General features: G+C 56.3%; 10 protein-coding genes. 2 read left to right on the forward strand and 8 right to left on the reverse strand.

Features of this window, described 5'->3' with window-relative positions; translation table 11 throughout:
• Positions 1–2 precede the first annotated feature (2 nt).
• On the reverse strand, positions 3–1,640 hold the full coding sequence (locus tag CDH47_RS00255; protein WP_100637838.1) for an MBL fold metallo-hydrolase: 1,638 nt from the start codon (positions 1,638–1,640) through the stop codon (positions 3–5).
• A gap of 200 nt (positions 1,641–1,840) precedes the next feature.
• On the opposite strand from CDH47_RS00255, the gene CDH47_RS00260 reads away from it, so the two are divergent.
• Entirely contained in the window at positions 1,841–2,266 is a 426-nt protein-coding gene (locus CDH47_RS00260; protein ID WP_100637839.1) for a thioesterase family protein, read from the forward strand.
• On the opposite strand, the gene CDH47_RS00265 is transcribed toward CDH47_RS00260, so the two are convergent.
• From CDH47_RS00265 to CDH47_RS00285, 5 genes are all read right to left on the reverse strand, one after another.
• On the reverse strand, positions 2,252–3,538 hold the full coding sequence (locus CDH47_RS00265; RefSeq protein WP_100638699.1) for an MATE family efflux transporter: 1,287 nt from the start codon (positions 3,536–3,538) through the stop codon (positions 2,252–2,254). The two genes, CDH47_RS00260 and CDH47_RS00265, sit on opposite strands and share 15 nt — an antisense overlap.
• A 309-nt stretch (positions 3,539–3,847) precedes the next feature.
• Positions 3,848–4,345, reverse strand: coding sequence for a thiol peroxidase (gene tpx, locus CDH47_RS00270; RefSeq protein ID WP_100637840.1), 498 nt, complete (start codon positions 4,343–4,345; stop codon positions 3,848–3,850).
• A 124-nt stretch (positions 4,346–4,469) separates the two neighbouring features.
• On the reverse strand, positions 4,470–5,690 hold the full coding sequence (locus CDH47_RS00275) for a multidrug effflux MFS transporter (RefSeq protein ID WP_100637841.1): 1,221 nt from the start codon (positions 5,688–5,690) through the stop codon (positions 4,470–4,472).
• A 219-nt stretch (positions 5,691–5,909) separates the two neighbouring features.
• On the reverse strand, positions 5,910–6,821 hold the full coding sequence (locus CDH47_RS00280) for a LysR family transcriptional regulator (RefSeq protein ID WP_100637842.1): 912 nt from the start codon (positions 6,819–6,821) through the stop codon (positions 5,910–5,912).
• 48 nt (positions 6,822–6,869) lie between these two features.
• A complete protein-coding gene (locus tag CDH47_RS00285) occupies positions 6,870–8,021 on the reverse strand; it encodes an alpha/beta fold hydrolase (RefSeq protein ID WP_100637843.1) in 1,152 nt (383 codons plus the stop codon).
• Positions 8,022–8,189: 168 nt separating this feature from the next.
• Here CDH47_RS00285 and CDH47_RS00290 point away from each other — a divergent pair, with 168 nt between their 5' ends.
• Entirely contained in the window at positions 8,190–9,083 is an 894-nt protein-coding gene (locus CDH47_RS00290; RefSeq protein WP_100637844.1) for an acyltransferase, read from the forward strand.
• A gap of 15 nt (positions 9,084–9,098) precedes the next feature.
• On the opposite strand, the gene CDH47_RS00295 is transcribed toward CDH47_RS00290, so the two are convergent.
• A complete protein-coding gene (locus CDH47_RS00295; protein ID WP_100637845.1) occupies positions 9,099–11,120 on the reverse strand; it encodes a VacB/RNase II family 3'-5' exoribonuclease in 2,022 nt (673 codons plus the stop codon).
• A gap of 110 nt (positions 11,121–11,230) precedes the next feature.
• Positions 11,231–11,680 (reverse strand): DUF411 domain-containing protein, encoded by a 450-nt coding sequence (locus CDH47_RS00300; RefSeq protein WP_100637846.1) that lies wholly within the window; start codon positions 11,678–11,680, stop codon positions 11,231–11,233.
• Positions 11,681–11,736: the final 56 nt, after the last annotated feature.

Consider the following 11,736-nt stretch of genomic DNA (forward strand, 5'->3'; position numbering starts at 1 on the left):
GGTCAGATGGACTTTGTGGCTTGCCAGAGCCCATCTTCCTGCAAGGCCCGGCCATCGGCCTCCAGCTTCAACAAATGGGCCAGCGCTGAACGGGCTGCAACGCCATGGATGGCGGTTGGCACATCACCATAGGCTTTGCTGGTGAGGTCTTTCAGGTTCACTGGTGAAAGCATTTCGAGTGCACGCGCAATCTTGTGCTCCCTGGCCATTCGATGGGTGATCAGGTAGTCGATGATGGCTTGTGGTTGTCCCATCACGAAACCGTGGGCCGGTGCGATGAAACGGATTTGTTCGGCCAACAGGTCGTAAAGAGATTCCAGGTAGGCCTTCATGTCTCCGTCCGGCGGGTTTATTACCACCGTTGAGCCCTGCATGATGTGGTCCCCCGAGAACAACAGCTGCTGATCCTCTAACAGGAAGCAAAGGTGATTAGAGGCGTGCCCCGGCGTGTGCAATACCTTGAGAGTGCCCGCATCAGTTTTGATCAGATCACCGTGTTCAGGTTGTTGGTCAGGCGCGAATTTCTGGTCCTGGCCCGGGCCTTCCGGCGCAGATCGGCCATAAACCCGGCAGCCTGTTTTCTCCTTCAGCGCCTGAGTGCCCGGAGAGTGGTCCAGGTGCGTATGGGTGACCACAACCGAATCGATTTTGCCTTCCGTCACCTCAAGAATACGCTCTATGTGCGCGGCATGGTTTGGGCCGGGGTCGAGTACTGTAAAGCGTTCGTGGCCCAGAATGTAGGTGTTGGTGCCCGGGCCGGTCATAACGCCGGGGTTGGGTGCGGTAAGGCGGATGACACCTGATGCAACTTCAACAACGTCACCAGGCACTATCTCTGCTTTCGTGCTGCCTTCTCCCTCTGGGTCCAGCTTGACGGCTTCTGCGTAAGCGGGGGAATCCGGCTCCAAAAACACCGGCTTGCCACGACGAATCGCGGGCCAGGGCTGGTTCGGGAAGGGTTCGGGAGGATTTGCCCAAGCATAACGCATGAGGTTTTCGACAGAATCAAAGTCGCGCAGAACCCTGAGAGTTCCAAGGGTCGGTAGCGTCATCAGGCGCGTGCCATCACGCTGTTCCTTAAGCGCCTGTTCGGGGCGGATCCATACGTGATCTATGGTTTCCTCTCCATCATGGCTCACGTACTGGTTATCTGGCGCTTCGGTCACGAAAAACCGGGTGTCAAAGCGCCGGGGAGGGCCGGGAGGGGTAATCCAGTGGCTCAGGTAAGCCAGTCTGTCGAGGGGGATTGTAAGTTGGTGGCGCTGGCACAGTTCGGCCAGGGACAGCTCGCCTCTGAACACAGCCTCACGATCATCGTGGGCGGGGTGGTCTTCGCCGATGACCTGCCGCTCGGAATCGATAGCCACCAACACACCGGCTTCTTCAAAGCATTCGCGGACGGCCGCCAGCATATAATCTGCGCCGCCCTCACTCAGGCTCATGGTATGGCTGATTTCTGTGTCTTTCAGGCCAGCGGCATGCTGACGCCCACGAGATTCCTGTTGATCTACCGCCCCGCCGGGGAAAACGTAAAAGCCGGGCAGAAAAACGGCGCTCCAGGTACGTTGTAACAGCAGTACCTCAATACCTTCGGAGGTATCTCTTACCAGTGCCAGAGTGGCCGCAGGGCGAATATCCATAGACTTTCCATTATTCACAACGGTAACCTCAACTTGCCTTTACATGCAGCACGCAAAGGCTGAATTCAGCGCTAAAAAGAACAGCAATGACAATAACCGATTTTTGCAACAAGATCATTGAGATGAACACCGCTGCACAAGAGAGTATCATTCAGAGTCGTAGATGACTCTTTGCCATATTGGCTATATAGGTACCTGAAGTGGCCCGAATCAAGCTTTCTTTCCCCGATGATGTGTTCTGCTTTGAAACCCTTCTGCAGGTTCGAACAACGGATATCAACGGTGCTAATCACCTGGGTAACGATGCGCTGGTTTCGATGCTGTCGGAAGCAAGGGCCCAGTTTTTGATCAATTACGGCATTTCCGAGGGTGACAGCAGCGGCCAAGGCATTATTGTGACGGATCTGGCGACCATGTATCAGTCAGAATCCTTCTTTCCGGAAATGTTGCGTTTTGAAGTGGGTGTTATGGATTTTAATAAATACGGCGGGGATTTTGTGTTCCGGGTAACCAAAGTCGAGAACGATCAGGCAGTTGCACTGGCAAAGTACGGGTTTGTATTCTTTGATTACCTCCAGAAGAAAGTGACTCCCGTACCAGAAAGCTTCCGGTCACGCTTTGCCTGAGGCACCTTGGCGGAGCTGTTTCATTCCGGTGCGATAGAAGCTGTAGGCCATCGCACCAGCAAGCAGATTGCCTACCAGCGCACCGCTCATCAAGCCATGAATGCCGTTGATTTGGCTGCCGAGCCACAGCAATGGCAGGAAGCACACAAACAACCGCAGCATTGAAACCAGCAACGCCCGCACGGCAAGGCCAAGGGCGTTGCAGATAGACACCATCAGCATGCATATGCCCAAGCCGCTGTAGCTGAGTGGCACCCGCACCAGATAGGCGGCAAGAACTTCCTGAACTTGCTGATCACTGCTGAACAGTTCAGATACCAGGCCAGAGGCGATCAGCCAGAGCAGGCCAATGGCCAGTTGCCAGCCCACCACAAAGCGCACCGCAATTCGTACCAGTTTACGGATCTGTTCTATTTCACCAGCACCCAACATGCGGCCGATCATGGGTGGCATGGACATGGTGAGTGCGAGTACGACAACGATAGAAAAGAATTCCAGGCGCGTGCCCAAGCCCCAGGCTGCAACCGCAGCGGATCCGAAGCCGGCCACCAAGGCCGTTGCCAACATGGCGGAAACGGGTGGCATCAGCTGGCTGACCATGGCAGGTGCCATGATGCTGTTGAGTTGGTTCAGGGCGCGGCCCAAGGCGAGCTCACGAAGGTCGAATCTGGCCCAGCCGCGCTTCAGCAGCTTGGGATAAATAAACAGGCAGCCGATTCCAAAGGAGGTGACGGTGGCCCAGGCGGCACCGGGCAGGCCCCAGCCAAATACAAAAATATAGAGCGGGTCCAGGGCAATGTTGGTGAGGCTGGTAGCCACCATCATGTAGCCGGGTAGTTTGGTGTCGCCATGGGAGCGGCAAATGCTGTAGCCAAAGTATAAAAAGGCGCCGATCCAGGCGGAGAATAGCCAGGGTACCCAGTAAGTGCGCACCATGGGGAGCAGGGTGTCGTCTGCGCCGAGGGCGGTCATGATGGGGGTTTGGAACAGCCATAAGGCGACACAGAGCACGAAGACCAGTGCGCTGCCAACGGTTATTACAAGCCCGCCCAGGCGAAACGCCCGGAGTTCGTCGCCTAGCCCGAGTGTGCGTGAAATGATGGCGGTGGTGGCAATGCCCAAGCCTACCTGTAACCCGATGATGAGCTGGTGCATGGGGAGGGTGAAGCCCAGTGCCGCCAGGGGGTCGCGGCCAAGCTGGCCGATGAAGGCGCTGTCGGCGAGCTGGAAGGTCATCAGTGAGAGCGCGCCAAACAGCATGGGCCAAGTCATAGTGTAGAGCTGGCGGGGCAGGCTGGCGGTTTGGGTTGTGTTGCTCACGGGTTTTTGGGTTGCCTTGGTGTTGGGCTGGGGTACTGAGTCTAGCAGGTTTATCTTTGGATTCGGGGGGTGATCTGGCGGACGGCACGGCCTCCCCAGACACGCCGTGAACCCGTCCGTGGGGGCTTGGCATTGCCATCCATGGCAATGCACAGTCTGGGGAGGCCGTGCCGTCCGCCAGACTCCGTACTCTGCTGTAGCCTGCAGAGCACTATTCTCTAACGTGCTTAGGCCAGATTCAGGCTGACTGAATGTTCGCGGTTATAGAGCCTTCAGTGCGGCGTCGTAGTCTGGCTCGTCGTGGATTTCGCTCACTAGCTGGCTGTGGATAACTTTGTTGTTCTCATCAAGAACCACCACTGCGCGAGCACAGAGTCCGGCCAGCGGGCCGCCCTGCAGGGCTACTCCGTAATCCTGCTGGAAGCTGTAGTTCCGGAAGGTGGAGAGGGTTTCTACATTTTTCAGGCCTTCGGCACCGCAAAAGCGTGAAGCAGCGAAAGGCAGGTCGGCCGAGACTACCAGTACCACGGTGTTGTCGAGGGAACCTGCTTTTTCGTTGAATTTACGGGTAGATGTGGCGCACACGCCTGTGTCGATACTGGGGATGATGTTCAGGATTTTGCGTTTGCCTGCCCAGTTGTCGAGGGTTACTTCTTCCAGGCCGCTGCTGGTGAGTGTGAAGGCGGGTGCTGTGTCGCCGGCCTTTGGAAATTCACCGCTCAGTTCAATGGGGTTGCCGTCAAAAGTGACTGTGCTCATGGAGTGCTCCTTTGGTGATACAGAAGGTGATGCGAAAATAGCGAAACAGAAATAATTTGAAACCGCTTACCCTGTTTAGTCCATTTTCAATGAGATTGCATCCCTTCGGGGTGTTTGAGCAGGGTTATCGGCTGGATGCTGCCTGTGGTTCAAAGCCGGGAGCGGGGTGGCGCTGAACCAGTAGCAGGTAGCTGGCCAGTGCAGCGATGGCGCTGATGGCGATGGCGGTTGCCATAACCAGTGAGGTGCCATCGTGCAGAATGCCTACGAGCATGCCCGCAAAGGCGGCGACGGCCATTTGCGCAAAACCGAACAGCGCAGACGCAGATCCGGCCATGCGGGGGAAGTTGGCCATGGCGCCTGCCATGGTTTGGGGCATAACCATTCCAGTGCCTGCCATAAACACGGCTTGGGGCAGGATAATCGACCATACACTGAACACTTCTGCCAGCGCCAAGGCCACCATTAAGCTGCCACCCGCAACGGCAACGATCAGCCCGCGAACCAGAATCTGATCCGGCACCAGGCGGCTGCCAAGACGGATTGCGGACAGGTTGCCGGTGACATAGCCGGCGACAATTCCGGCGAAATACAGGCCGAATTGTTGAGGTGGTACTTTGAGAAAATCGATGAGTACGAAGGAGGAGCCGGAGAGGAATGCAAACAATCCGGAGAACAAGAGCGCGTTGGTCAGGGTGTAGCCCAAGAAGCTGATGTCTGTGCCTATGACACGATAGTTCCGCAGCAGGCTGCAGAGCTTCAGGGGCTGGCGGTATTCTGGTCGCATGGGCTCGGGGATGCCGAAGGCGACAACGAAGGCCATGATCAGGGCATAGCCCCCCAGAGCGATGAAGATGGAGTGCCAGCCTAAAGCGGCTACCATGATGCCGCCGAGTGTAGGTGCGACAGCAGGTGCAAGAGCCATGATGCTGGCCAGAAGTGCCATGATTTTCGCGGCTTCGCGAGGGGTGTAAATGTCCCGGATGGCGGCACGGCCCAGAACCGGGCCCGTCGACCCGCCCAAGGCTTGTAAAAAGCGGCACAGGATCAGGGTTTCGATGTTGCTGGCCAGCGCACAGCCAATGCTGGCGAGCGCAAATACTACAAAGCCACCAATCATGATGGGTTTGCGGCCAAAGCGGTCAGCCAAAGGGCCACACACCAGTTGTGCTATGGCGAAGCCAGCCATGTAGAGGCTCAGGGTTAGCTGTACCTGGCTGGTGCCTGTGCCGAAGTCGCTGCCGATTTGCGGCAATGCCGGCAAATACATGTCGGTGGCCAGCGGGCCTAGGGCTACGGCGGCGGCGAGCAGTATGGTGGTCCATATACTGGTGAGTGCTAGCATTTATTGTTCATACCTTGGGGGAGGCGAGCGTGCGGGCGAGCTTTCCAAAACACGCCGTGAATACGTCCTTGTAGGCTCCGCTCCGCCATCCATGGCTCCGCAGGGTTTTGGAAAGCTCGCCCGCACGCTCGCGGCAAACTTTGGAGTGAATTCTAGGGGTTGTTCGGCTAAAAAATAACGGCAGTGCGGCTCATAAGATATATGAACAAAACAGATGAGTTAGTCGTTCAGGCCATTCATGGTGGCGGCTACCGCATTCACCTGGTTTCTCAGCCAGCGGTGCGCCGGGTCGTTTTGGTTGCGGCGGTGCCACACCATCAGCAGGGTGAAAGGCTTGAAAGTGAAGGGCAGGGGCACCCAGGAAAAATCCCGAAGTAAGTGTTTGCTCATGCGCTCAGGCGCGGTAACCAGCATGTCAGTGCCCCGGAGGAATTCCGGCAGGCCGGAGAAGTTGGAGACGGTAATGACGTTTCGGCGGGTCAGGCCGCGGGCGGATAATCCGGCTTCGAGGGCGGGTTTTTCTCCGGTGCCGAATACCAGGGCGATGTGGTCGGCTTTCAGGTAGTCGGTGACTGTCTCCGGGGCTTCGCGCTGGCTGGGGTCGTAAAAGACCACCATGCGATCCCCCATCAACCCTCGTTGCATTATGTCGGTGGCTTCGGGGGCGTGGGGTGAGATGATCAGGTCGCAGATGTTCTTGCGCAGCATGTCTGCCGTGGGAATGCCGGAAGCAATGACCTGCAGCGTAACACCAGGCGCTTGCAGACGTAGGCGTTGCATCAGTTGCGGCAGCAGCAAATCCCGCTCGTAATCGTTGGCTGCAATGGTGAAGGATATTTCGGTGGTTTCTGGCGTGAAGGGTGGGCCGGAGGCCAGAGAGTGCAGGTCGTCCAGGATCTGGCGAATGTGGGAGCCAGCCTGAACCGCATAGCGCGTGGGGGTAATGCCTCGCCCGGATTTGACGAACAGGGGGTCGCCGAGGGCTTTACGCAGGCGGTCGAGCGTGTGGCTTACGGCGGATTGGCTGACGCCAAGCTTGATAGCCGCGCGGGAAACGCTGCCTTCGTCGAGAACAGCCACGAAGGTGTGGAGTGCGCGGATATCAAGATTGAATGTATCAATAAGGTTCATGGGTAGCAGTGTAATCCACAACCGCCGTTGTCGGAACCGGGGGCGCCATCAATCTGAACGCTGGGCTAACCACTCTGCGATTTCCAGCCAGCTTTCCCGGGGCGCTTTGCTTCCGGCCAGAATGCCCATGTGACCACCCGGAGCAACACGGAATGTTTTGTCTACTGAACTGACATGATCCATCAGGCTCTTGGCAGCATCCGGAGTTACCATGGTGTCTTCGCTGCCCGCTACAGCAAACAGGTTGGCATTGATGTTGGCCAGTTGGGCTTCGTCGTCACCAATTTGCACGGTGCCCCGGGACAGTTGGTTGTCTATCCAGATACGAACCACTGTGTCCTGAACAACACCGCCGGGGTAAGCCACCATGCGGTCCAGAAAGGCAGAGGTTGTGGCATGGCTGCTCACAAACTCCCGGTCGCCCAAGCGGACAAGTAGCTCCCAGTAACCCATGAAACTACCAACGGGATTGGTCAGCTTGAAGCCGATGGTGTTGGCCCAGCCCGGGCTGTGGAACCAGTGTGGGCGAAGGTCGTGAATCTGGAGGCCAGTGCGCCTGTAAATGGCTCCGGCAACGTCGGCCATGCGCTGGTTCAACAGTCCCAGAATGCCAGATGCGTGGCTGTCGATGGGTGAGCCCAGAATAATCGCATTGCGGATGTGCTGGTCTTTGCTCAAGGCTGAATAAAACAGGGTGAACATGCCACCCATGCTCCAACCGTGGAGCGACAATTCCTGTTCGCCACTGTGTTGGCGAACTCTTTCCAGGGAAGCGGGCAGGAGCTCTGCCACATAGGTATGCAAGTTGTAATGGCTATGTGCCCGGGTTGGCATGCCCCAATCTATGAGATACACCTCAAAGCCTTTCGCCCGCAAAAATCTCACAAGGCTGCGTTGGGGGAAAAGATCGTAGATCAGCATGTTTACGGCCAGCGGTGGAACAATCACCACCGGTGTTCGATGCCGGTTTGCCTCAACGGGAATGGTTATGCCATCTAGATCGATGAAATCGTCTTGCAGTGGCGGGTAGTAGCGCAAACTGACCAGGCCATCGGTGTGCAGCGTTTCAAAAGGAGTTTGCCCCGCTTGCACCAGGCTTGCCGCGCGGAATACGCGGTCGAAGGCATTGCCGGCATAACGAGATGTTTGTCGTGCGAACCCAGCAGCTTTTTCGGTTGCGGCGTTGATAATATTGGGCATCGGGAAGATCCGTGATAAAAGAGGTGAGGCTAATACCAAACACTTGGTAGCGCCATGGCAATGCTGTCACTTCTGGTTGGCAAAGCGGTCACTATCAGCCACTGCCCATAGCAGGTGCTGATTGGTATGATTGCTCACCACTGGCTAAATAATCACAACAGGAACCGTATGCTCAGTTTCCTACCTGCTCCCGTTATTGGTGTGCTCAACTCCATTTTGTTAGCAATTAACACGCTTTTTTGGTGTTTGTTGCTTTATATTCCAGCCCTGCTGAAGCTCATTATCCCACATAAGGGCTTTCGGGTACTTTGTACCAAGATCATTATCTGGGTTTCAGAGTCTTGGGTAGCCTGCAACACGGGCTGGATGAAACTGACCCATGGCACGAAATGGCAGGTTGTGGGTGCAGAGAACCTGCAGCGTGAAAGCTGGTACCTGGTACTCAGCAACCACCAGAGTTGGGTGGATATTTTTGCGATGCAGCGGGTGTTCAATCGCCGGGCACCTTTTTTGAAGTTCTTTTTGAAACAACAGCTGATATGGGTGCCGGTTATCGGGCTCGCTTGGTGGGGATTGGATTTCCCGTTCATGAAGCGGTACACCCGGGAATATCTGATCAAGCACCCGGAGAAGCGCGGGGAGGATCTTAAAGCCACTCGCCGTGCCTGCGAGAAGTTCCGTTATACGCCGGTGAGCGTGATGAACTTTGTAGAAGGCACCCGATTTACTCCGGCTAAGCACGCGAAACAAAAATCACGCTACAAGCATCTGCTCACACCCAAAGCGGGGGGTGCCGCTTTCGTGCTGGACACTATGGGTGATTCAATACAGACGCTGGTTGATGTCACCATTGCCTATCCTGGCGGCGCGCCATCCTTCTGGGACTTCATTTGTGGCCGGGTCAAGGAAGTGAAAATGGAAATTCATACTGTGACGATTCCCGAACACCTGAAAGGCCGGGATTACGCGACAGACGCCGAGCACAGGCGCAATGTGAAGAACTGGCTGGGCGAGCAGTGGCAGGCCAAGGATGCCCGCCTTGAGGAAATGCTCGCCCCCTAGTATGTACTAGCGACGTCAGCCTTTGCGGGCGTCGCTCTCTTTTACGCTCTCCGGCGCACTCTCCCTGGCAGTGGCCGTTACTATTTTAGCCGCTTCTACCAGTTTGAAGTTGATCTGCCGACGCTCCTCTTCCACACCGGAAAAGCTCACTTTCACCGCTTGATCCAGTTGGAATGTGCGCCCGTTCTTGTTGTGAATAAGGCGCAGTGTTACCGGATCAAAGCTGTACTTGCCGTTAAGACTCTTGCAGCTGACAAAGCCTTCCAGTCCATTGGATTCGAGCCGTACAAAAAAGCCTGCAGGAATAGTTCGGCTGATTACGCCATCCAGAGGATCTTCACCCAGTGTTTTGGCAAAATCGCTCTTGAGCCAGATTTCCAGACTGTTGGCGGCCTGTCGTGCTTTGAACTGCGTGCTCTGGAGCGTCTGCAGTTCGTCTGTGCCCAGGGCTTTCATTGGGGTATCCCAAAGCGCCGCTTTAATCATGCGGTGAACATACAGATCAGAGTACTTGCGCAGCGGAGACGTGAATGTGGTGTAGGCACTCAGCCCCATGCCCTGGTGCGGGGCTGCGGTAAATGCCAGCTCGGCCCGGGCCAGTTGGCGCGAGAGGATGGATTTCACCGGCACTTCCGCCTCCAGAGTGGACGTCTCTTTCATCAGCGTTTTAAAGCCTTCCGGCGTGGTAACGTCGATATCCGCCAGGTGCGGGGCATAACTTTCAAGCAATGCCCGCACGTTGTCGGCGCGGTCGTCTCTGAGCCCCGGATGCTGGATAAACAGGCCAGACGCCTGCTTGGACAGGAAGTCCGCCGCGCAGCGGTTGGCCGCAACCATGCATTCCTCAACCAAGCGGTGCGCTTCATTCTGCACCGACGGCTCGATGCTGCGAATGCGCCGATTTTCATCCAGCCTTAGCCGGAATTCCGGGCGGTCGCCGCTTAGTAAAGCGTGTTCATTGCGCCATTTGCGCAATGCGGTAGCGGCCTGGTGGAGTTGGTCCAGACTGTTGCACACAGAATCCGGCAAAGCCTTGATGTCTTCGTCTTCGCGGCCTTCAATCAGGTTGGAGACCAGATCGTAACTGAGTTTGCCCTTGGAGCTGATAACGGCCTGATGAAAACTGTAATCACCCAGGCTGCCGTCGTTATTGACCTGCAGGTCACACACCAGAGCCAGTCGTTTTACGTCTGGCATCAGCGAGCATAGACGAGTGCTGATTGTGTCTGGAAGCATGGGCAGCGGGTCGCCCGGGAAGTAAATGGCGGTGGCGCGCTTGAAGGCTTCCAGCTCGGCCGCGCTCTTTTGGTCAATAACTGCCGCCGGGTCGGCAATGGCTATGGATAATGCCCAACCAGTGGCATTGGGTTCGGCCAGCAGCGCGTCGTCCATGTCCTGAGTGGCGGGGCTGTCGATGGTTACATAATCCCGGTCTGTGCGATCTTCCCGGCCGTCGCCGAGGGCTTCAATGGACGCCTCGTTCAGACTTTCTGCCTGCTCCACAACCGGGGCCGGCCAGGTGTCTGAAAGATCAAAGGTAGCCAGAGTCAGGGCGCGCTCAATGCCCGGTTCGCCGGCTTTGCCAATCACCCGCAGAACCTTTGCCTGGCCCTTGCCATCCTTGATCGGGTGTTTGTGCATGCAGCAGTACAGGTAATCATCAGGCTGGGCGTTCATGCGCTCTTTTGGCGGAATAAAAATCCAGCGGTTGATGCCCGGGGTTTCTGGCACCACAAAATGCCCTTTGCCCTTTACCAGATAGCGCCCGACAAAGGTGCTGAGCCGGCTTTCGATAAGCTCGTCCACAACTCCCTGGGTCTTACCTTTTTCCACCTCCTGTTCGGTGACATTGACCCGGTCACCCGGGAGCACTTTTTGCATTTCTTCCGGTGGCAGGAATACATCCCGCCCTTCATCCAGTGCGACGAATCCGAAGCGGCCGTTGGTGGCTTTAACAGTTCCGGGGAAAACAACTTTGCTTTCCTCAATGTCAGACTTTAGCTGGCGCAACTGGCTGAGAGCGTCGGCGTTGAGCATGGGTTAACCTGGCTAAAAAAATGAATGATGGGGCGGAGTATAACGGTTATGGCGATGCGAGTCAGACCCGTTACGCTTGCTTTCCATCAGCTATTTTTAGCAAAGCCGAGCTAGTTATGCTCGGCAAACACCTTGGTCTGGCCCTTATCGTTAAACATCAGCACCTGGTAATGGTCTTTGCGATCGCCCATTTCCATACCCGGTGAGCCGGCTGGCATGCCGGGAACAGCAAGGCCTCTGGCTTTCGGAGCGTCGGCAATCAGCTTGTGAATATCGGCGGCGGGCACGTGGCCTTCGATCACATAGTCGCCCACAAAGGCCGTGTGGCAGCTGGCCAGATTGCGGCTGATTCCGGCTTCGAACTTGACGCGATTCATGTCGTGGGTATCTGTGGTTTCCACGTCAAAGCCATTGCTTTCCATGTGGTCAACCCAGGCGGTGCAACAGCCGCAGGTGGGTGATTTGTATACGTGAATGCTCTGTCCGGCGCCGGCGGCTAGTACAGGTGTGCTGAAGCCAAGTGTGGCGGTCAGGGCCATTCCGAGAATCTGCTTTTTCATGGTGTTTCTCTCTTTGATGTAGTGTTCAGTGGTGGCTGTGATCTTGTGCAGGTGCG

It is taken from the genome of Marinobacter salexigens (assembly GCF_002806945.1).
Classification (GTDB): Bacteria; Pseudomonadota; Gammaproteobacteria; order Pseudomonadales; family Oleiphilaceae; genus Marinobacter; species Marinobacter salexigens.

Coding starts and splice junctions, on each gene's coding strand:
- CDH47_RS00290 (WP_100637844.1), top strand. CDS start 8,190: ATGCTCAGTTTCCTACCTGCTCCCGTTATTGGTGTGCTCAACTCCATT.
- CDH47_RS00255 (WP_100637838.1), bottom strand. CDS start 1,640: ATGGATATTCGCCCTGCGGCCACTCTGGCACTGGTAAGAGATACCTCC.
- tpx (WP_100637840.1), bottom strand. CDS start 4,345: ATGAGCACAGTCACTTTTGACGGCAACCCCATTGAACTGAGCGGTGAA.
- CDH47_RS00275 (WP_100637841.1), bottom strand. CDS start 5,690: ATGCTAGCACTCACCAGTATATGGACCACCATACTGCTCGCCGCCGCC.
- CDH47_RS00280 (WP_100637842.1), bottom strand. CDS start 6,821: ATGAACCTTATTGATACATTCAATCTTGATATCCGCGCACTCCACACC.
- CDH47_RS00295 (WP_100637845.1), bottom strand. CDS start 11,120: ATGCTCAACGCCGACGCTCTCAGCCAGTTGCGCCAGCTAAAGTCTGAC.
- CDH47_RS00300 (WP_100637846.1), bottom strand. CDS start 11,680: ATGAAAAAGCAGATTCTCGGAATGGCCCTGACCGCCACACTTGGCTTC.
- CDH47_RS00265 (WP_100638699.1), bottom strand. CDS start 3,538: ATGACTTGGCCCATGCTGTTTGGCGCGCTCTCACTGATGACCTTCCAG.
- CDH47_RS00285 (WP_100637843.1), bottom strand. CDS start 8,021: ATGCCCAATATTATCAACGCCGCAACCGAAAAAGCTGCTGGGTTCGCA.